Here is a 20,014-nt window from a genome sequence, read left to right on the forward strand (position 1 = left end):
CCCTGAAACGCCATGGCTTCTTATCTCAAACTCAAAGCCCAAGAAGAGACCTGGCTGCAGCGCCATTCCCGTCTGATCTTGGCGATCCTGGCCGGCCTGGGATCCCTGTTGACGGCCTATCTCACCTACACCAAGCTGACGGAGCAGCCCGCCGCCTTCTGCACTGGGGATGGAGGGTGTGACCTGGTGCTCTCCAGCCGTTGGGCAGAGTTTTTGGGGATCCCGACAGCGGCTGTTGGCCTGCTGGGGTTTCTGGGAGTCTTGGCGCTGGCGGTGCTGCCGGATGGGCTCCCATTGGTGAAGCGGTGGCGCTGGCCGGCCCTGTTTGGCTTGGTTTCCGCCATGACCGCCTTTGAGATGTACATGCTTTACCTGATGGTGGCAGTGCTACGGCAATTCTGCATGTACTGCACCACCGCGATCATCTTGGTGGCGGGGCTGGGGCTGGTGACCGTGCTGGGCCACCGCTGGCTGGATGGGGGCAAGCTGGCCTTCAGCTACATTCTGGTGGCCTTTCTCACATTGGTGACCACGATTGGGGTGTACGCCAACCAAGTTCCCCCGCCTAGCCCCCTGGCGGTAGGGTTAGCAGCCCACCTGCGGCAGATCGGCGGCACCATGTACGGGGCCTATTGGTGCCCCCATTGTCAAGATCAGAAAGAGCTGTTCGGGGCAGCTTTCGACCAAGTGCCCTACGTGGAGTGCTCCCCCAACGGCCCCGGCACTCCCCAAGCTCAAGAATGCACAGAAGCGGGGATCACCAGCTATCCCACCTGGATCATCAATGGCCGCACCTACACAGGCGTTCGCTCTCTGGAAGCCTTGGCGGTGGCCTCTGGCTATCCGCTGGAAGAGGGCAGATAAACCCCTGGAGTCGGGATGAGGATGTGAACTCGGTTGCGCCCTGCCTGCTTGGCCTGGTAGAGCGCGCTATCCGCCTGCTGCAAGGCGGTTTCCGGTTCTGGGCAGTAGTCTTCGCTGAGCACGATCCCACCGATGCTGATGGTAACAGGCAGGCTGCGCTTGGGGGAGATGTCAATGGGCCGTTTGGCGATAGCCTGCCGCAGAGACTCTGCGTAGCGACCGCAGCGGGGGGGGCTAAGCCCGGGCGTAACGCAAACAAATTCTTCCCCACCATAGCGGTAGAGCAGGCTGGAGGGCCGCAGTTGATTTTGCAGCCGCCCGACGATGGCCTGCAGCACACAGTCGCCAATGTAGTGGCCGTAGCTGTCGTTGACCTGCTTGAAATGATCCACATCCATCATCAGCAGGCAGAGATAGCGGTAGCGAGCCTCCCCGCGGGGCCCCACCTGCTTGAGCAAATGGGGCAGCGCCTGATCCAGAGCTCGCCGGTTCAACGCCCCGGTCAAGGGATCCGTCAAAGACAAAGACTCCAACAACTCATTGCGGGCTCGCAATTGCCGGTTGGCCTGGGCCAAAGCTTGGGTGAGCCGCTGGAGACGTAACCCTGCCCGCGCCCGCAGCTCCTCGGGATCGACCGGCTTGGTGATGAATTCATCCGCCCCCGCATCCAGCCCCTCTACCCGAGCCTCAACTTCAGAACGGGACGTGAGCAAAATGAAATAGACGAACTGCCCTGCTGCGGATCCCTTGAGACGGCAACAGAACTCTACCCCCGACATCTCAGGCATGACCCAGTCGCAGATCACCATGTCGGGCCACTCGCTCTCTTCCAAGCTTTGCAAGGGATCCCAAGCTGCTCGGGCGCTTTCCCAGCTTTCCACGTAGTACTGAGAGCCTTTGAGAACATTGATAATGTAGCAACGAACCACTGGGTCATCATCAACAACCCAAATGCGGGGGGTGCGAGCCGGAACAGAGCTCCAAAAGGCTTCTTCTGCAGGCCCAAGAGCCGAACCAGAAGGGTGGTATACAGAATCCAAGCCCTCCAGATCAAGGGACGACATAGTCTGATGACATAGTCTAAAGAGGAGCGCTCCATTGCAGCCAGATCCCAATCCTAGCGCCAACGGCTAGTTGGAACCAGAGCCGGGAGCGGCCAGACAAGCATGGTTGGAGGCCCGCTCACGGAGCGCAAGGTGCAGTGCTTCCACAAACTGCCGCACCCGAATCGGGTCGATCATGGGAAAGGGATCCGAATAGCCTGCCGGCATGCCTGCGGAACGGGAAGACCGCTTCAGAGAACTGGCCACAATCACGCCATCTGCCCGCCGGATCAGGCTGCCGATGTTTTCAGCAGTAGCCCCCGAGCCGATGAGCAGCGGCACCTGAGGAGCAACTTTGCGGGCCAGCTCCAGCTCCTCCAGAAGGGGTGGCTTGCCGGTGGCCCAGCCGGAAAGGATGATGGCATCGGCCAGGCCACGTTCCACCGTGTCGGTGATGGCCGCATCCAGACTGATGGGACCTAGGGGTTGGGCGTGTTTCACCAGCACATCGGCGAAAATCTTGATGTTAGCCCCCAGCTCCCGGCGATAGCGCAGCAGGCGGTAGGCATTCCCCTCGATAATGCCTTGGTCGGTCACCATCGCCCCGCAGAGCACATTCACCCGGATGAACTGCGCCCCCACGCAGGCGGCAATTGCCAGAGCACTGCAGCCATCGTTGCGCAAGACATTGATCCCAACCGGCAGCGAGACCAGGGTTTTCAGCCGCTGGACGATGACGGTCATGGCGCTGACCACCGCTGCGTCCACCCGATCCTTGGCAAAGGGGGCATCGTAAAAGTTCTCGACAAGGATCCCGTCTACCCCTCCTGCAGCCAGGGCAGTAGCTGCCTGTTCTGCCTGAGCGATCACCCATTCCAAGTCCCCCCCCCAACGGGGCGAGGTGGGCAGCGGCAACAAATGAACCACCCCAATGACCGGATGGGGGGTTTTGAAGAGGTGTTGCAGCAGGTTCACCGGCAAGCTTCCTCAGGGATCCCTAACGATCTTACGCCTGGATCTGACCCACAGGGGTATTCTCTGGGGGAAGTGTAACATCAGGGCTGGGGGGAGAAGAGCGGGCTAGGCCTCGGAGCAATTGCGGCACCATACCCGGCCCTTCGTAAACCCAGCCGGTGTAGACCTGCAGCAGGCTGGCTCCCGCTTCCAGTTTCTCCAAGGCGTCGGCCAAGGTGAAGATGCCCCCCACTCCGATGATGGGCAATTTTCCTTGGGTGGAGCGGTGGATGTAGCGGATGACTTGGGTGGAACGCTCCCGCAAGGGGGCACCGCTGATCCCGCCGGCTTCTGCAAGGATTGGCCTAGACTCCGCTGGTGCGAAGGGGATCCCGCGGCCAGGCAGGAAACGGGTTTTCAGGTTATCGCGGCGGAGGGTGGTGTTGGTGGCCACGATCCCGGCCAGTTGATGGTCTTGGGCCAGCTCCAGGATGCTGTCGATGTCGGGCCAGTCCAGATCGGGAGCGATCTTCACCAGGAGGGGTTTTCGCTTCTGATTTTCCCGCTGTAAGGCAGATAGGATGGGCTCCAGTTGCTCAGCAGCCTGCAGGGATCGCAGCCCCGGCGTGTTGGGGGAGCTGACGTTGACCACAAAGTAGTCCCCCAGCTCCTGGAGCAGCCGGAAGCTGGCCAGGTAATCGGCAGCCGCTTCTTCCAGAGGGGTGATTTTGGCTTTGCCCAGGTTAATTCCAATGGGGATGGGACGTTGCTGTAGCCGGCGCAACCGTTCCGCCAGAGCCGCCGCCCCTTGGTTGTTAAAGCCCATGCGGTTGAGGGCGGCGCGATCTTGGGGCAGTTGAAACAGGCGAGGTTTGGGGTTGCCCGGTTGGGGCTGAGGAGTGATGGTGCCCACCTCTACAAAACCAAATCCTAGGCTGGGCCAGACGCCCAGAGCCAGGCCATCTTTGTCGAAGCCCGCAGCCAATCCAAGGGGATTGGGAAAGGTAAGGCCCCACAGCGACACCGCTAGCCGGGGATCCCGGTAGCAAAACAGTCGCTCCAGAGCCGATAGGATCCCGGTGGCCTGGGTGGCATCGATCCAATGCAAGGCGCGCAGCAGGGCCATCTTGACCGTTTCTGGATCAGCTCTCAGCCCAGAAAAAAGCAGAGGCCACAACACATCTCGGTACAGGTTCACCGCAAAGACCCTCTACAGGTAAACTGCCCCTTGGCTGTAGCTTGCTTCCGCGTCGCAAAAATCGGTGAGCAACTGATGGACTCCGGGCTCACTGCCAGCTAAGGGATATCCCATTGCAGCACTCAACGGTAACCTCTCTGGGCTTGCTCTTTGCCGGAGATGGAGTCCCTTTGCCGCTCAAGGCTGGCTCCCCAAACTGCCCCCAAGAGTAAGGTTACCAGCAGGTGAATGCGGCCATCCAACATCACCACGTCCAAAAGCCCTGAGGCAAAAAATGCCGTCAAGGCCAGCAGCATCCCCAACAGGACGCTTTCTTGCGAGCGCCGCCAAGCTTGCCATCCCCGCGCCAAAATCCAGCCCCACAGGATCAGATGGCCCAGCAACAGCGGGATCCCACCCTCAGCCGCCAGGTGCAGGTACAAATTGTGGCAATGGCCCAGCAGCTCCGGCGGATCTTGAGCATTGTAAAGAGCGGCAAAGCTTTGCCAGCCCCAACCCGTCAAAGGCCGCTCTCGCGCCATCTGCAGGGCGAATTGCCAAGCATCCAGCCGGTTGGCGGTGGAACTAAAGTAGAGCGCTTGAGGATCGAAGGTGTCTGCCAGACGGCTCCAAATCAATCGGGGCACTACGGCCCGCCAGCCCGGCCAATCCCAAGCAGCAGCCAAACCAGCCAACCCTATGCCGACCAAGATCCCGATCCCCCACCAACAGCGCCGTAGGGCCAGCCCTATCACCAGCGCCAGCCCCCCCGCTCCCCAGCCGTTGCGAGAGGCCGTCAGCAGCAACAAGAGGGATCCCAGCCCCAACACAGCTCCCAGCCCTACCACCCTCGGCCAGTCTTTGTCGGCCTGATCCAGCCACAGCCCTGCTGCCAAGCACAGGTGGATCACCAGGTAGATGGCCAGCGTATTGGGGGAAGTGAAGGCTGCCGCCGGTCGCTCTCCCCCGGCAACCCCCGTAATCCAAACCGGCCCCCAGAAGAAGTGCCCCTGCCATCCCCACAGCACTTCTCCCCAACCCAAAAGCAGCATCAGCCCGCTGCCCAGCACCAACACCTGGGCCAACCGCCGACGGCCCACAGGACAGGACTCCGTCCCGCTACCGCGAGAGGCCAGAACAGCGGCAAAGGCCGGCAGCATCAACAAAAAAGGCCAGTAGTTGAACATCCCCGGCAGGCTCAGCCGCCAATCCTCCCCCCAAAAGGCCACTCCCACCACAGCCAGGCTCAGGAGAGCCGCTAGTCCAAACAAGGGATCCCGCAGGATCGCCCCACCATAGCGGGTATAACCCTGGATCGTCCCCACCAAAGCCAAGAGTAAGCTGGGGGCCAGATTCACCGGGATCAGCGCCGCTGCTGCCAGCAGCCAGCCCCGCGGTTGAGAGGGCAAGGGATCCGGCGACAGTTGTTGAGATGAAACCGGTGCCGAAGAAGACATCACTCATCCTCGATGGGGATCCCTGGCCTGACCTGCCCCTGGCCGAAGTAGCGCCCAAATTGCAGCTCGTACACCTCATCCTCATCCTGGGTTTCTACCCACAGCTCCGAGCGGGCATAGCCCACGCACAGCAGCCCATACCCCTGCTCCTTCAGCTCCCGCGAGATGCCCATTGCCTCCGGCTGATACAGGGATCCCCGCCGTACCCGCACCGCACAGGTGGTACAGGCGCCGTTGCGACAGGCAAAGGGCAGTTGGATCCCTTGGGCCTCGGCGCTGGCCAAAATGTATTGATCCGCCGGCACCTGGATTAGATAGTGAGTGTCCCGTTGGCGGTCATGGATGTGAACCGGGTAAGAAGGGACAGAAGAGGAAGAACGCATGGGGAAGTGGCCTTTTTGCAGAGCAGAAATCTTTTTCATGATTCCACAGGATTTTAACCACTACCCCACCAAACCTGAACCGGCTGGGGATCCCCAGGAGCTGAAGCCGATCTGTTGGTGGTTCTAAAGATAAACAAACAGACTTCGAGTTGGTTGTTGAGATAAGCTACAGGTAGGCCTCCCAAGGAGAGCATCCCATGCTGGAAACCCCCAATGCCAATCTGGCCTCACCGGAAAAACCTTCGCCTTCCCTCTCTGCCGAAACCCTCAACAAGCTGATCGAGAGCAATGCTGAAAGTCGGCCTTGGGGGAGCTTTACAGTGCTGGAAGAGGGCCCTGGCTACAAAATCAAGCGGATCGTGGTTTTGCCCAAGCATCGCCTCAGCCTGCAGTTGCACTACCATCGCAGCGAACACTGGATCGTCGTTGCCGGCACCGCCAAGGTCACCTGCGGAGATGAAGAAAAGCTCATCACGGCCAACCAATCCACCTACGTGCCCCCTTGCACCAAGCATCGCCTGGAGAACCCTGGCGTCATCCCTCTGGTGATTATCGAGGTGCAAAACGGCCAGTACTTGGGCGAAGACGACATTGTCCGCTTCAGCGACGACTACGCCCGGGTTAACGGTGGGCAAAAGTAGCCAATCCCAATGGCCTAGGCGAGCTCTTCGCTGCTGAGGATCGCGATCCTCTAGAACAGCATCACCAGCAGGGCAACCACTAACAACAGCACAGCCCACATAGCCTGCCAGAAGGGATGGTAGCTGGTGATGAGCTGGCCATGGCGGCTTTGAAAGCGGGCCAGATCCAGGTAAGGGGCCACCCCCCGTCGGAACCACCCCACCGCGGATCCCTCTTGGCCGATTACCCCCCCTGCCTGGCGCGCTCCAAACAGGAAGTTGCCCAGCGGCCCAAAGCGGGAAGCATAGCGCAGGAAGATCATCCCTGTCTCATCCTGGAACTTGAGATCGGAGCCGAAGCGATAGCCCGGATCCCCCCGCCCGATCACCCGCCCCTCCAACTGCATCGGCAACCCGCGCAAGGGGCTGGCGTAGGGATTGCTCATCGCCTTCAGCACGGTCAACGCCGGCGGGTTTTCCAGACTGGGGTACATCACCGTCATCTTCAGCAGCAGGCCCAAGCCCACCCCCATCAGGGTCAGCCCGGCAAACATTTCATAGAAGCCCACCTGCAAGGCTGGGATCCCGAGCAGCGCCCCCACAATCGCCCCCAGCCACTCGGCGTTCAACAGCAGTATATCCAGCAGAAAGTTCCCGTAGAGCTGTTGCCGGTTGAGCTGCTTGCCCTGGGCAACCACGCTGGCCATATCGAACTCCACCGGCAGATCCAGTTGCTCCGCATAGGTGCTCAGCGCCCGTACCCGTTTGCCCGTGAGGGGATGGGTGGAGTTCAGCTCCATCCACCAGGCCCAAGGGTTAAACAGATCCCACAAAAATACCCTGCCCACCTGGCCGGGATCCGAGGCAACCCGGTAGGCCGTCCCTGCCATCACCGCCGCCTTGGCATCGTAGATCCCCAAAGCCCGCGTTCCTTCCAGCAGGCGAGCACTGCGCTGTCGGGTTTCCTCATCCTGTTCCCGCTCTCCCTCTTGCACAATGCCGTAGGCAATTTTCACCAAAGCCCGCGAGAGCCCATTGGGGTTGCCGGTGGTTTCGGCAGCAAAGTGGTCGGCAAAGTACTCCCGCACCCGCGACAGATACAGCAACAAGTAGGAGCCGGCCACATAGAAAAAGTAGGCGACCAAGGCCAGGGAGCGGAGGCTGCCTCTTTTGCCGTTGTCGCGCGCATCCCGCATGTAGACGTAAAGAAGGTAGAGAATCTGCACCAACGTGGAAGCCAGGGTCATGACGGCGAAATCCCAGTGGATCACATGCCCCAGCTCGTGGGCGTAAACTGTAGCCACCTCCTCATCTTCCAAGTAGGTGAACAACCCTTCGCTGACGACGATGCGGGCCGTGTCCGGCAGGCTGCCGTAGGTAAAAGCAGTGGGGTTTTGGTCGCGGATCAGCCCCAGCTTCGGCTGCTTCAGCTTGTACTGGCGGCAAACCCGTTGAATCACCTCTGCACTCTCTGGGCTGCGACGCCCAATTTCCGCCAAGCTTACCCACTCGGTGCCATAGAGGCTGTGCTGGATCCAGTCCATCAGCCAAGGGGACAAAAAGAAGATCAGGGCATTGAAGGCGAGGGTGAGCAGAATGGCGAAGATGAAAGAGCCCAGAGAGAATCCCCCCTCTAAGCTGCCCAAGACGGTCAGGAAAAGCACAAACACCATACCGAACAGCAGGCTCAGGGTCACACCTGAGGCCGCCGTCAGGTTGCCGGCAAAGCTGGCCAACATTAGCGAAACCCCCACCTGAGGGGCGCGGTAGCTGCGCTTGGTTTGTCCGGTTTTGAGACCTGAGGTGGCGGGATCCAATTCCGCTAGGGTGCGGCTGGGGTTGAAGCAATAGCGGCTCAGCCAAACGCTCAATAGACGCAGCTCGTGAGGATTCAGGCTTTTCAGAGGCTCCAGCCACAGGGCTGCCTCCACCGACAGCATCACCGTCGAGACGGTGCTGGGATTGCGAAACAAGGTGGGCAGGAGGGGCAGAACCTCCTGCTTTTGCCCAGAAGTGAGGCTGTGAAAACCCAAAACCGCCTGGCGGAGCAAACCAGGCGGCTGAGGAAGGTCGGCAGTAAGCAACTGGCGATTGCTGACAAAGCAGTAGCGGCTTAGATCCGGACTCTCTGAGAACTCCATCCCGGGATCCCATCTGGTCGTTGTCGGCTCCGGATCCAGCCTCACCTGAGTTTTCCAGTCGGCAGCCTGCTGGCCCATGGGGCGGCTGTAGAGGGCCAACCGTTTGACTTGGGGGTAACGAGTGGGGATTGCCTTTTGGAACCAGGCCGTCAACTCCTCATAGTTGAGAGCAAGGCCGGCAGGACGGTTGATCATAATGACAAGGGCATAAGCCTTGGGGCTGTCCCGGAGCGGTTGGGCTTTGGCCTGTAATCTAAGGTGGGGATTGGCCAGCGCCTGCTCCAGCCACTGCACCACTTCCTGTTCGTTCATGGCCCTCTCCCGGATCTAGTGGGGTGAAGAAGATCAACTATTCATCAACCATTCAACTGTTGCCTCGGTTGCCGACTGCCGATTGGCCTCACGGGAGCTATTCTGGCATTTCCTCCCGTTGACGGGATCCCCATCCTCCTACCAGCCCAGTACAGTTCCCCTTCTGGGAAAGCATGAGAACCTGAGCTTTGGGAATTTTTGGCTACAAAATCGAGCGCTGCCCTTCTGGGCTGATACCAATAATGGTGAGCTGGCAATCCAACACTTTGAAACCGTACTTTTCTGCCACCTTCTGGGTGATGTTAAGAATGGCGTTGTTTTTGAACTCGATCACCTTATTGGTCTTGACGCACACCAGATGGTGGTGGTGGTGGGGGGCCGGCTGGTTGATCTCGTAATGTTTGTGCCCTTCGGTCAGTTCCAGTTCTCGCAAAATGCCCATGCGGGACATCAGCTTGACGGTGCGGTAAATGGTGGAAAGGCTAATGTTGTGGCCTTCTTCCCGCAACTTTTTGTGCAACTCCTCCGCGCTCAGATGCGTGCCCTCAGGCAAGTTTTGAAACGTTTGCAGGATGATCTCCCGCTGCCGAGTGGCTCGCCAGCCTTTGGCATTGAGCTCTGCCTTGAACGCCTCTTCGGTGTAGACCATGATGCCGCCCCTCCGCTGTTGGGCAACGTCGCCGTAACAGTCAATAAGTTCTGTAATTGATAATAACTTCATTTATGACGACACCACCCGACTTGGTTGCTGAAGACATCGTTCAGGCTCAGTTCAGGCCCAATAGAACAGGGACGCAACTGAGGCGCATGGGCTGCCGGGAGAGCCTCGGGAAGGGTGCGGGAAACCCAATCCCTCATCCATCCGGGATGAGCTAGCCTACAGAGCAGAGCCATGTGGCGGACTGTTTCTGGTGTTCGGGCGCGCCTAGGCTAACATACTCAAGAAAAGGCCCGCGGCATCCTGACGGCGTTAGCGAGCGTAGTGATCGGGGAAGGAAAACGAAAATGCGGTTTGAGCAGCCCAAAACCTATTCCATTTCTCTGGGTGGCTGGGGGTTCTGGCTGGGATCCCTGGCGTTGGCAGCTTTGCTGACCAGTGTCGGGCTGGGGTGGCTGGTCACTGGATTGGTGGCTCTGTTGCTGTTTTTGCTGTCCTTGCCGGTGTTGGTGCTCCTGGCCTTTCGCTGGTGGGCGCGCCGCTGGATTACCACCGATCGCTGCCCGGTGTGTGGGTCAGAATCGCAAGCCATTGAGGGCAGCCATTTCTTTTGCCCCAATTGTGGAGAGCCGCTGTTTGTTGCAGACGGACGTTTTTATCGGCAAACACCCCCCGGCACCATCGATGTAGAGCCTGTGGAAGAGGGTGGCTGGGAATTGACGAGCTGATGCCCCCTCGGTTGCCGGGATGTTTAGAGGGTGTTTTCCGTGAAAAGTGCTATGCCTGCGGCACCCCATGGTGCTACACAACACTGTTGCTCCGCAACGCTGACGCCACGGCACGAACGACATCTGTGGGGCTGGCCCGGTAGGCGGCTGGTTTCGAGCTGGGTTGGACTGTTCTCGGCGGCAATTCTGTTGCTGGGTTTGTCTCCCCATTCCCAGGCGACGGAGCAGGGATCCCTGCAACCTCAGGTGGAAACTTATCTGGCTCAGTTGGCCGGTCGGGGGTTTTCGCCCACAGCTCAGGGGGTTTGGCTGCAGATGGAGGATCCTTCGCCTCAGCGGGACAGAATCCTTGTTTTGGGACAGCATCAGGGATCCACACCCTTGCCGGCAGCTTCTTTGACCAAGGTGGCAACGACACTGGCCGCTTTGCAGCACTTTGGCCCACAACATCGCTTTGTAACCCCTTGGCTGACCACCGGCTCGCCAACAGCCGACGGGGTGCTGCAGGGGGATCTCTGGGTGGTGGGGGGGGAGGATCCCTTGTTTGTCTGGGAGGAAGCCTTCTCCGTCGGCAACCTGCTCAATGCTCATGGGATCCGCCAGGTGCGCGGGGATCTGGTGGTGGTGGGCCGCTTTTACATGAACTTTTCCCGGGATGTGGCGCAATCGGGATCCCTGTTGCGGCAGGGGCTGGATGCGCGGCGCTGGCCGCCAGAGGCGGAGGCCCAATTTCAAACCTTACCCCCCGGCACACCCAGACCGCAGGTGGAGATCTTGGGTTCGGTGCGGGTTGCCCAGCAGATCCCGCCCGGCGCTCAGGTTTTGCTCAGACATGAGTCCCCCCCCCTCATTCACCTGGTCAAGCTGATGAACCTCTACAGCAACAACTCCATGGCCGAGATGTTGGCCGATGCGGTGGGGGGTGCTGACCAGGTGGCCCAAATCGCCCGGGCCATCGCCGGGATCCCGCCCGAAGAGCTACACCTGATCAATGGTTCCGGGTTGGGGGTGGAAAACCGCATTTCTCCGCGGGCCAATGTAGCTTTGCTTCGAGCCATCCAGTCTCTTCTGGAGGAGCAGGGGCTCTCTCTTGCCGATGCTTTTGCCGTCGTTGGCCAAGATGTGGGAGTGTTGGAGCGGCGTCTGTTGCCAGGGATCCTAATTGCCAAGTCGGGCACCTTGAGGAGCGTCAGCACCTTGGCGGGTGTATTGCCAACCGAGCAGGGGGACATCTGGTTTGCCCTGATGAATGGCGGATCCGATCTGGTCGGCTTTCGCACCCAGCAGGGACAATTCCTCAGCCAGCTCCAGTCCCAATGGGGATCCCCTGCCACCTTGCCTGAGCGTTGGATCCCTCGCTCTGGGGATACGGGATCCCGCACGGAGCTGAACCCCCGTCTTTGAAACTGGGCGTCAACAGCCCTCAACCCAGAAACCTCGTCCGGCAGGGATCCTCCCCATGGGGCGTACAGGGATCGAACCTGTGTAAGGCAAATTATGAGTTTGCTGCCTAAACCGCTCGGCCAACGCCCCTGATTCTTTTACTCTAGCGTTTACTCTAGCGCCCTTGTCTCCTCCAGAAGCGGCTGAAAACAGGATAAGCTGCATGTCGGTGGTTAGGATCTGACGCCATGGCTGCGCCGCGTTCTTGGCAGGGGCAAATGGCCCTGGGCTTGGGGTTGATTGCCTTGTCCTCGGCTCTCTGTTTTGGCTTCTTGGCCGTTGGGCAGCACTATCTCTACGGGGATGGATCCGCTGTGGATTTCCAGCCTGCCGGGGAGAGTTTGGCCTTGTCTTCCGCCCCCGAGATTGGACTTCCGACGACACCGCCCCTCCCTAACCCCCCCTCTTCCGACGGCAATCTCCCAGAGGGATCCCCGCTGCAGCTCTGGCTTGTTACTTTTTTAACCGTGTTTGTGGCGGAAATGGGCGACAAAACCCAGTTGGCAACCTTGCTCATGAGTGCCCAATCCCAATCTCCTTGGGCGATCTTTTTCGGTTCCGCCGGTGCCTTGGTGACCGCCAGTTTTTTCAGCGTGGTGCTGGGAGAAGGTCTGGGGCAAGTCATTCCCCCAGGCTGGCTACAATGGTTGGCGGGTGCAGGGTTCCTGGTGATCGGGGGCTATGTATTATGGCAGGAGTGGCGGGGGAACAAGCTCCCAGAGGGCTAGCCTCCCTGAGCAGCCGATGCCAACCCGGCAGGACAGAGTGGAGAACAACCGAGGAACGTGTTGATCCAAGACAACGACAGCCGAACCCCGTCTTTTTTGCTGCGGCAAATGGCCGGACGGGCCGCCCTAGTGAGCTTTGGCTCGATTCTGCTGGCCGAAATGGGCGATAAAACCCAATTGGCGACCCTGCTCCTCAGTGCCCGCTCGCAAAACGCTGGGGTAATCTTTTTGGGCGCTGCTGCTGCTTTGATCAGCACCAGCCTAATTGGGGTGTGGGCAGGAGCTTGGGTGGCCCGCCTGATCCCACCTCGCTGGATCAAAACCCTGGCAGGCGTGGGGTTTGTTGTGATGGGCCTAGTCTTGTTGTGGGGATCCCTGCCCATAGCCGGCTGAGCAGAGGGCTTCAGGATGGCCTCGGCAAAGCGTGATAGGATTAAGAGCGCCTCACTTTGACACTTCAAACTGAGGACCTTCACTTGAGTCCGGACAACCGGTCAGGAAAACCAGCATGGCCAAAAAACGCAATCTGAAGCGGGAAAAAGCCGAGCGCAACCGCGAATATGCCAAACAGTTCCAAAAAAGTCGTGCTCGCAATGGCCGCCGCTTCCGTTCTGCCCCCCGCGACAATGAGGCCAGCGCTGGCGAAGAACAGCAGTAAGGTTGTTTTTGTCGAGATGCTCTGTCGGTCAATCCTGTGAGCGGAGCTAGTTCAACAAACCTGCTATCGTATGCAGGGGTGGGCCGGAGCGGATAAGCATGAAATATCGACGGATTCTACTGAAGTTGAGTGGTGAAGCCCTGATGGGGGAGCGCCCCTACGGGATCGACCCCGAGGTCTTGAAGTCCATTGCCGGCGAAGTGGCCTCGGTGGTGCGGGCCGGTGTGCAGGTGGCGATTGTGGTGGGAGGGGGTAACATCTGGCGCGGGCGCAAAGAGGCGGCTGCCCAAGGGATGGATCAGGCTTCTGCCGACTACGTAGGGATGCTGGCCACCGTCATCAACGCCTTAACCCTGCAGGATGCCATTGAGCGAGCCGGGATCCCCACCCGGGTGCAGACGGCCATCGCCATGCAGGAGGTGGCGGAGCCCTATATTCGTCGCCGCGCCATTCGTCACCTGGAAAAGGGGCGGGTGGTGATTTTTGGGGCAGGATCTGGCAACCCCTTCTTCACCACCGATACCACTGCGGCCTTGCGGGCGGCGGAGATCGATGCCGAGGTGATTTTCAAAGCCACCAAGGTGGACGGAGTTTACGATGCGGATCCCAAGACTCACCCTCAGGCCCGCCGCTACGATGTCCTCAGCTATCAGGATGTGCTGAACCGCGATCTGCGGGTTATGGACAGCACCGCCATCGCCCTCTGCAAGGAAAATCAATTGCCCATCGTGGTCTTTGACCTGACTACCCCTGGCAATATTTATCGAGTGGTGCAGGGAGAACCCATCGGCACTTGGATCGGACAGCGGACGGTCGAGAACAACGGGATCCCCAGCCCAGGAGAGTTGATCCCAAGTTAGGGGGGAAATCGGCCTTGAGAGTCCGGCGACGCCCTAGCCAGGATTGAGTCCGAAGGATAGCCTGGCTCAAGGGTGTGCTCAGGCCGTTTGGAGGGAAAGGCAATGACAGATCAGCTAGAAATTGCAGGAGCCCCGCACTGTACCCGTAGGGTCGGTGTCGGGAGGAATGCTATAACAATACTGCGGACACCAGAAACGGTTGTTTAAGGCACTGGTAACGGTCGATTGGGGGTGCTGTAAACCACCCCAGAGGCTCGTGGTTGGCTTGCTAACTGCAGGGCTACTAAAAGCCCGCTCCGTACCGCCTAGCGGTTGGTGTCGGGTAGTTTACGTTCAGCATTCGGCCCAAAAGGATCCCGTCTTGCCCAAATGCTCTGCTGCCCAAGGCGCTATACCCAGGTCACCCCATGTTGCTACGCAACGCTTACGCGAACGCTGGGGTCGGCGTCTTTTGCAGAGCTTGATTTTCCTGTTGGTTCTGGTCGGGGGATTGGGCTACTGGCAGTGGCAGACCTGGCTACAGCCGGTGGGCGGCCCAGAACCGATCCAAGTAACAATCCAGCCGGGCAGCAGCAGCCGTCTGATCGGGCAAAAACTGCGCCAAGCAGGGGTGATTCGCTCAGCTCTGGCTTGGGAGCTGTGGAGCCGCACCTTCGGACGGGATTGGGTGTTTCAGGCGGGCACCTACGCTTTGGATCCCAACCAGGACATGCTGGCCGTGGCCCAGCAACTGCGGCAGGGAAGGATCCTGCAAAGACGTCTGACCATCCCGGAGGGTTGGCGCATCGAGCAAATGGCAGAGGCTCTGGCCCAGCGCAACTGGCTGGCAGCCGATGCCTTCATTGCCGTGACCCGGGTGATTCCCCCCCTCGACTGGCTGCCCCCCAACTTGAGCTCACTAGAAGGCTACCTGTTCCCAGACACCTATCTTTTCCCCATCGAACAGGTGGAGGGATCCCTGCCGGATCGGGAAAAGGCCCAGATGGTGGTCGACGCCATGCTGCAGCGATTTGTCGCGGTGGCCCTGCCCCTGTTTCGCCAGCACACCACTTCCCTGTCTCTGCACGAGTGGGTTACCCTGGCCAGCATTGTGGAGCGGGAGGCCGTGGTGCCGGAAGAACGCGCTTTGATTGCAGGTGTCTTTCTGAACCGGCTTAAGAAAGGGATCCCCCTGGGAGCCGATCCGACGCTGGAGTATGCCTTGAATATCCGGCAAACCCCAGATCGCCGCCTCACCCTTACGGAGGTGCGCACCCCCTCTCCCTACAACACCTACCTCAACCCGGGCTTGCCCCCCGGCCCCATCGCCAGTCCGGGCTTGGCCAGCCTAAAAGCCGTTTTGCAGCCTGAGCAAACCGACTATCTCTACTTTGTGGCCCGCTACGATGGCACCCACGTTTTCAGCAAAACCCTAGCAGAGCACGAGGCAGCCCAATTGCAAATTATTCAAGAGCGTCGGCAAGCTGCCCAGGGATCCCACCATAGTCCTCAACCCAGTCCTTAGCCGAGGAGCGGATGGTACACAAACCTTGGTTCAAGCTCCTGCAACCGGATCTGGTGGTGGCCGGCACTGTCTTAAAGTTGCGGGCAGAAGACCTGTGGGCCTGGCAGGTAAAAGGCATCATCTTTGACGTAGACGGTACACTGGTGCCGAGCCGACAGGTTGAGGTGGATCCCGCTGTGGCTGCTTGGCTGGAGCAGTTGCGTCCGCACTTTCAAATTTGGCTGGTGAGCAACAACCTCAATCGCAACCGGATTCAACAAATCGGAGAAAGCCTGGATCTGCCTTACATTCACCGCGCTGGGAAACCCTCACGGCGGGCCTTGCGGCGGGCCGTAGCCCAGATGGGCTTGCCGGTAGAAGCAGTGGCTATGGTGGGAGACCGCCTGTTGACGGATATTTTGGCGGGCAATCGACTGGGGTTGGTAACCGTGCTGGTCAACTCCCTCTTGTCCGAAGCAGTCGAAAAGAACCCTGCTACCCTCTAGGGGCTGCGCTTTTGAGAGATTTGAGAGTTGGACAACTGTAATTGTTTCAAACTGAATTGAAAAGGTTTCCAAGCACTCCCCCTTTCCTTCGCAAAGAGAGAAGACCAAAAGACAATCCTGCTGCTCGGAAGGACTTAGTCACTTCAGTTTAGGGTGAGACGCCTGGGCAGCTGAGAAAAGCCCTGTGGCCCCATGCATGTTTCATGCATGTTTTAGGTGTGGGTACAGTGTCCCAGTTTGAATCGAAATGACCAACCACAGGTTGTCAGCGCTGACAACTGCTGACCGGATGGGTAGCACATCTAAAAATCAAGACAAAAATCGAGAGAGATTTTCCAGACCTGACCCATCTGCCCCAATTTTTTGTAGAGTGACGGCAGGTGAGCCGGATCCCGCGTTGAAGCCCAGTAGGCGGCGGTGTGAGGGCGGTGTGAGATCCAAAGGTCAAGCATGCGAACCATCCCTATTGTCAAGTCCGCCATGCAACGGCTAAAGTCCATGCTGCAAAAATCCCTGCGTTCTGCTCCGACTTCCCCCGGCTCCAGATCCTCGCTTGTATCCAATGGACGGAGCCTGATCAAGCTGGGCAGCTTTCTGGCCTTGCCTTTGATATTCTCGACATTGCCCGCTTGGGCTTTAACAGTGATGGCGCGTCCAGATCTGCGCGACCTCAAACGTGCAACCGTGTTTCGGGTGGTCAACTACAACACCCTGGTTGTTCAGCTTGAAGGGGATTTGGATTTGCGGCTGGTGCAACTGATTGGGATCGATCCCTTGCCTGACCCGATCAACCCCAACTGGACGGAGTTGCGCGGACAAACCCCTCTGGCAGTTTACAATGCCGGCCAATATCTGCAGACTGCTCTGCTGGGACGTGAGGTGTTTTTGGAGTTGGATCCTGCCCTAGCCCCTGCTCCCACCTTGCCTGCCTACGTTTGGCAAGCCAACACCCTCATCAACCAGGAAATGCTGTTTTTGGGGCACGGCCTGTTGTCGCCACAAACCGATGGCTTGAAGTACGGCCCCATTCTTACTGAAGCTGCCGATGCAGCCAAAAGACAAGGACGCGGCTATTGGACAACCTACGGCCCTCGCTAGAGACCAAGCCAAACCCAGAGCTGGAATTGCCAGCCTGTTTGTTGAGAATAATCTCAACAGCCATCTTCCGCCGGTCGGTGAGAGCATGACTCTAGTCAATAATAAGCTCAACTATACTGAAAATAATGTATAATATGTTCAGTACGGATTACTACCAGTTGATCTTTCTGTTTACTTTCGAGTCTGCCAACATGGTAGCCAAAGCAAAGCAGAAAATTGGTAGTAAGACGACACGGAAACTGCGCTTTGGGTATTCTACTCAAAGCTTTGCGGGATACCGCCATTCTGTTTGGACTCCGTCCCGCTAACGCGAATGGAAACAAACAGAATGCTATCGCTGCATAGTTGAACAGTGATGTTCAGCAGTGTTCAGCGTAAATGTATCAGGTAGGTATTGTGGGCATAGCTGCTCCGAATGGCAGAGAAACAGCCCGAAGATTCTGAGCTCTCCTCTCCACTCTTGGCTGGTCACCCCCCAGAGCCGAGCTGCCGGGAAAGGGTTGAGCTGCTCTCTTGGGATTTCTCGCTTGTTTATGATGATCTCGTGTGGGTTTCCAAACGCGGGCTGCCCAGCTTTTCAGGGAAACGTAAGGGATCCCACTGTGGGGTTTGGAGTTCCCTATGGCGGATGAGTTGCCATTTACCTTAGATCAGCTCCTCATTGTGCGGGCAATTGCCCAGCAGGGTAGCTTTCGCCGTGCTGCCGATAGCCTGTTTGTCTCCCAGCCTGCCGTCAGCTTGCAAGTACAGAACCTGGAGCGACAGTTGGGGGTGGTGCTGTTCGACCGCAGTGGGCGCAAGGTGGAGCTGACGGATGCCGGGAAAGTGGTGCTGCAGTACAGCGAGCGCATCCTCAAGCTGTGCCGTGAGGCCGTCGAGGCCCTAGCGGATTTGCAGAAAATGGAGGGGGGGCATCTGGTTCTGGGGGCCAGCCAAACGGTGGGCACCTATGTCATGCCTTCTTTGATCGCCCAATATCACCGCCGCTATCCACAAATTTCCGTACAGCTCTTGGTGCAATCCACGCGGCGAATTGCCCAGAAATTGGTGGACGGCCAGTTGGACGTGGCCATTGTTGGCGGGGAGATCCCCTTTGAGCTGCAGCGGCACTTGAAGGTGATGGCTCTGGCGGAAGATGAATATGTGTTGGTCGGTGCTCCCGGGTGTGCCATCGACTCTCCGGCTCTTGTGGATCTGCTGGCTTTGCCCTTCATCACCTTGGATCCCCAGTCTTCCACTCGGCAAACCATCGATCGGGTGCTGAACCGCCACGGCATTAACCCGGCCCAATTGAACGTGCGGCTGGAACTCAGCTCGATTGAAGCAATCAAAAATGCTGTCCAGGCGGGTTTGGGGGTGGCCTTTTTGTCTACGGTGGCAGTGGGATCCGATGTGGAACAGGGGCGGTTCCGGAAGCTGGCGGTGGAAGGGCTACAGATACGGCGTACCCTCTGGCTGGCTTTTAACCCGGAGCGCTATCAATCGCAGGCAGCCACCCGCTTCCTCCAAGGGCTGCTGACCCGCCAAGACTGGCTGAAAACTCCCCCGCCCCATTTGCAGTTGATCGGCTAAGTTGCGATGCGTTACGGCCTTTTCCGAGTTGATGGGATCCCAGGTAGATTCCGGTGGATTGAGCAGGATCCCTGTTCAAAGAGATACGAGAGATATTTCCGTATAGGTGCATTCGCTGTAGCCAATGCTGCTCCGGAAGAAACTGCATCTGCTGAATCTGTCTGTGTCTACTGACCCCAAGCCGATGACCAGGCAAACGCTGTTGGAACGACTCCCCCTGGCCCAGCGCTTGGCGGAGTTACAGGCCCGCGTTCAAGAGATCCCGCTGCACAGGGTGAAATTGGAAGGGTTGAACATCGCAGGGGCAGAGTCCTGCTGGGCTGCCTATCGAGACTGGGGAAAAGGGATCCCACTGCTGTTTCTGCATGGCTTTATGGCCACTCATGCCAACTGGTGGCCGCTGATGCAAGGGTTGGGAGACGAATATCGCTGCATTGCCTTGGATTTACTGGGGTTCGGGCAGTCCGGCCAACCGGCCTTGCACTACGACATCGCTGCAGAAGTGGAGTTTGTGCGCGGATTTGTCCAAACGCTGGGCCTAGCTGCTCCGGTTTTGGTGGGCCATTCCTTTGGGGGATGGGTGGCGGCAGCTTACGCCGTGCGGTATCCGCTGCGGGGATTGGTCTTGTTGGCTCCTGCCGGGATCCGCGACGACAGCTTTGTGAGACGCTACAACCATTTGCGGCCCTTGCTCTGGGAAAGCGCTTGGGTGGATTGGCTGTTGCGGGCGATCGCTCCGCTGGCCCGCTGGTGGCATTGGGAAGACAAGCTGGCCCAGCTCTTGTGGTTGCGGGGATCCCTGCGTCAGCAGCCGGTCGCTCGGCAATTTCTCCGACAACGTCTGCGCCCACAAGCTGCTGTCGATACGGTTGAACGTTATCTCAACTACATTCAGGCCCCCACCCTGGTGATCGCCGCCGAACAGGACGACACCATTCCCCTCTGGCACTGCCAAACCTATGCCGAAGGGATCCCTGGGGCTCAGCTCAAGATCCTGGCCGGGGCCGGCCACGCCATCCCTGCCTTGCATGGGGAACAGGTGCTGCCCCTGATCCGGGAATTTCTCGACACAGCCCTTTCCGCACAATGCGGGCTTTGAGCTGGGGCTGTAGCGTATGGCCGAGAGAGGAATGCCGCTTGCCAGATGGCGATGCCCGATAGGCGACGGAGCGCCGCCCAAGGGGAACGCGTAAACTACCCGGCCCTGACTGCTTCGCAGTACAGGGCGGGCTTTCGGTAGCCCTGCAGTTGGCAAGCCAACCACGGACCTCTAGGCTGGTTTACGACAGCCCCAAGTTTGGCAATCATGTTGGCCCCATTCCAGTCCGC

The 20,014-nt window shown here is 58.9% G+C and carries 20 protein-coding genes, 1 tRNA gene and 1 pseudogene; 13 read left to right on the plus strand and 9 right to left on the minus strand.

Annotated elements, in window-relative coordinates; genetic code table 11:
* Positions 1 to 12: 12 nt before the first annotated feature.
* Positions 13 to 864, plus strand: a complete 852-nt coding sequence (locus tag ACVWZF_RS12815) for a vitamin K epoxide reductase family protein (protein ID WP_011433847.1) — start codon at positions 13 to 15, stop codon at positions 862 to 864.
* On the opposite strand, the gene ACVWZF_RS12820 is transcribed toward ACVWZF_RS12815, so the two are convergent.
* The 5 genes from ACVWZF_RS12820 to ACVWZF_RS12840 form a co-directional block, all read right to left on the minus strand.
* Positions 840 to 1,928, minus strand: coding sequence for a GGDEF domain-containing response regulator (locus ACVWZF_RS12820; protein WP_457411605.1), 1,089 nt, complete (start codon positions 1,926 to 1,928; stop codon positions 840 to 842). The two genes, ACVWZF_RS12815 and ACVWZF_RS12820, sit on opposite strands and share 25 nt — an antisense overlap.
* A gap of 66 nt (positions 1,929 to 1,994) precedes the next feature.
* Positions 1,995 to 2,882, minus strand: a complete 888-nt coding sequence (gene btpA, locus ACVWZF_RS12825) for a photosystem I biogenesis protein BtpA (RefSeq protein ID WP_414329797.1) — start codon at positions 2,880 to 2,882, stop codon at positions 1,995 to 1,997.
* A gap of 31 nt (positions 2,883 to 2,913) precedes the next feature.
* The gene (locus tag ACVWZF_RS12830) at positions 2,914 to 4,059 is read right to left on the minus strand and encodes a quinone-dependent dihydroorotate dehydrogenase (RefSeq protein ID WP_457411606.1); all 1,146 of its coding nucleotides are present in this window, start codon (positions 4,057 to 4,059) and stop codon (positions 2,914 to 2,916) included.
* Positions 4,060 to 4,181: 122 nt separating this feature from the next.
* A complete protein-coding gene (locus ACVWZF_RS12835; protein WP_457411607.1) occupies positions 4,182 to 5,495 on the minus strand; it encodes an O-antigen ligase family protein in 1,314 nt (437 codons plus the stop codon).
* Positions 5,495 to 5,878 (minus strand): 2Fe-2S iron-sulfur cluster-binding protein, encoded by a 384-nt coding sequence (locus tag ACVWZF_RS12840; RefSeq protein WP_011433852.1) that lies wholly within the window; start codon positions 5,876 to 5,878, stop codon positions 5,495 to 5,497. Before ACVWZF_RS12840 ends, ACVWZF_RS12835 begins: the two co-directional genes overlap by 1 nt.
* A 197-nt stretch (positions 5,879 to 6,075) precedes the next feature.
* Between ACVWZF_RS12840 and ACVWZF_RS12845 the strand changes: the two genes are divergently transcribed.
* Entirely contained in the window at positions 6,076 to 6,519 is a 444-nt protein-coding gene (locus tag ACVWZF_RS12845) for a phosphomannose isomerase type II C-terminal cupin domain (protein WP_011433853.1), read from the plus strand.
* A gap of 50 nt (positions 6,520 to 6,569) precedes the next feature.
* On the opposite strand, the gene ACVWZF_RS12850 is transcribed toward ACVWZF_RS12845, so the two are convergent.
* Positions 6,570 to 8,951: a M48 family metalloprotease gene (locus ACVWZF_RS12850; protein ID WP_011433854.1), complete on the minus strand. Its 2,382-nt coding sequence runs from the start codon at positions 8,949 to 8,951 to the stop codon at positions 6,570 to 6,572.
* A 202-nt stretch (positions 8,952 to 9,153) separates the two neighbouring features.
* Positions 9,154 to 9,600, minus strand: a complete 447-nt coding sequence (locus ACVWZF_RS12855) for a Fur family transcriptional regulator (protein ID WP_011433855.1) — start codon at positions 9,598 to 9,600, stop codon at positions 9,154 to 9,156.
* A 356-nt stretch (positions 9,601 to 9,956) separates the two neighbouring features.
* Here ACVWZF_RS12855 and ACVWZF_RS12860 point away from each other — a divergent pair, with 356 nt between their 5' ends.
* Both ACVWZF_RS12860 and ACVWZF_RS12865 read left to right on the plus strand, forming a co-directional pair.
* Positions 9,957 to 10,337: a hypothetical protein gene (locus ACVWZF_RS12860; protein WP_011433856.1), complete on the plus strand. Its 381-nt coding sequence runs from the start codon at positions 9,957 to 9,959 to the stop codon at positions 10,335 to 10,337.
* 189 nt (positions 10,338 to 10,526) lie between these two features.
* A complete protein-coding gene (locus ACVWZF_RS12865; RefSeq protein ID WP_238376771.1) occupies positions 10,527 to 11,741 on the plus strand; it encodes a D-alanyl-D-alanine carboxypeptidase in 1,215 nt (404 codons plus the stop codon).
* Between the two features lie 56 nt (positions 11,742 to 11,797).
* Here the strand turns inward: ACVWZF_RS12865 and ACVWZF_RS12870 are convergent.
* Positions 11,798 to 11,870, minus strand: a tRNA-Ile gene (locus ACVWZF_RS12870).
* Positions 11,871 to 11,968: 98 nt separating this feature from the next.
* Here ACVWZF_RS12870 and ACVWZF_RS12875 point away from each other — a divergent pair.
* From ACVWZF_RS12875 to ACVWZF_RS12915, 9 genes are all read left to right on the plus strand, one after another.
* On the plus strand, positions 11,969 to 12,508 hold the full coding sequence (locus ACVWZF_RS12875) for a TMEM165/GDT1 family protein (RefSeq protein ID WP_148202759.1): 540 nt from the start codon (positions 11,969 to 11,971) through the stop codon (positions 12,506 to 12,508).
* A gap of 57 nt (positions 12,509 to 12,565) precedes the next feature.
* Positions 12,566 to 12,901 carry a TMEM165/GDT1 family protein gene (locus ACVWZF_RS12880; RefSeq protein ID WP_011433859.1) on the plus strand — a complete coding sequence of 112 codons (336 nt, stop codon included), beginning with the start codon at positions 12,566 to 12,568 and terminating at the stop codon, positions 12,899 to 12,901.
* A 115-nt stretch (positions 12,902 to 13,016) separates the two neighbouring features.
* Positions 13,017 to 13,166, plus strand: coding sequence for a hypothetical protein (locus tag ACVWZF_RS12885; RefSeq protein ID WP_011433860.1), 150 nt, complete (start codon positions 13,017 to 13,019; stop codon positions 13,164 to 13,166).
* A 98-nt stretch (positions 13,167 to 13,264) separates the two neighbouring features.
* Positions 13,265 to 14,026 (plus strand): UMP kinase, encoded by a 762-nt coding sequence (gene pyrH / locus ACVWZF_RS12890; protein ID WP_011433861.1) that lies wholly within the window; start codon positions 13,265 to 13,267, stop codon positions 14,024 to 14,026.
* A gap of 361 nt (positions 14,027 to 14,387) precedes the next feature.
* On the plus strand, positions 14,388 to 15,530 hold the full coding sequence (mltG, locus tag ACVWZF_RS12895) for an endolytic transglycosylase MltG (RefSeq protein WP_148202853.1): 1,143 nt from the start codon (positions 14,388 to 14,390) through the stop codon (positions 15,528 to 15,530).
* Positions 15,531 to 15,541: 11 nt separating this feature from the next.
* Positions 15,542 to 16,015, plus strand: a complete 474-nt coding sequence (locus ACVWZF_RS12900; RefSeq protein WP_011433863.1) for a YqeG family HAD IIIA-type phosphatase — start codon at positions 15,542 to 15,544, stop codon at positions 16,013 to 16,015.
* 450 nt (positions 16,016 to 16,465) lie between these two features.
* The gene (locus tag ACVWZF_RS12905) at positions 16,466 to 17,113 is read left to right on the plus strand and encodes a thermonuclease family protein (protein ID WP_011433864.1); all 648 of its coding nucleotides are present in this window, start codon (positions 16,466 to 16,468) and stop codon (positions 17,111 to 17,113) included.
* A gap of 621 nt (positions 17,114 to 17,734) precedes the next feature.
* On the plus strand, positions 17,735 to 18,685 hold the full coding sequence (locus tag ACVWZF_RS12910) for a LysR substrate-binding domain-containing protein (RefSeq protein WP_011433865.1): 951 nt from the start codon (positions 17,735 to 17,737) through the stop codon (positions 18,683 to 18,685).
* Between the two features lie 184 nt (positions 18,686 to 18,869).
* A complete protein-coding gene (locus tag ACVWZF_RS12915) occupies positions 18,870 to 19,784 on the plus strand; it encodes an alpha/beta fold hydrolase (RefSeq protein WP_414523187.1) in 915 nt (304 codons plus the stop codon).
* A gap of 95 nt (positions 19,785 to 19,879) precedes the next feature.
* Here the strand turns inward: ACVWZF_RS12915 and ACVWZF_RS12920 are convergent.
* Positions 19,880 to 20,014 (minus strand): annotated as a pseudogene (locus ACVWZF_RS12920) (RNA-guided endonuclease TnpB family protein); the annotation flags it as partial.

This window comes from Thermostichus sp. OS-CIW-30, assembly GCF_054060215.1.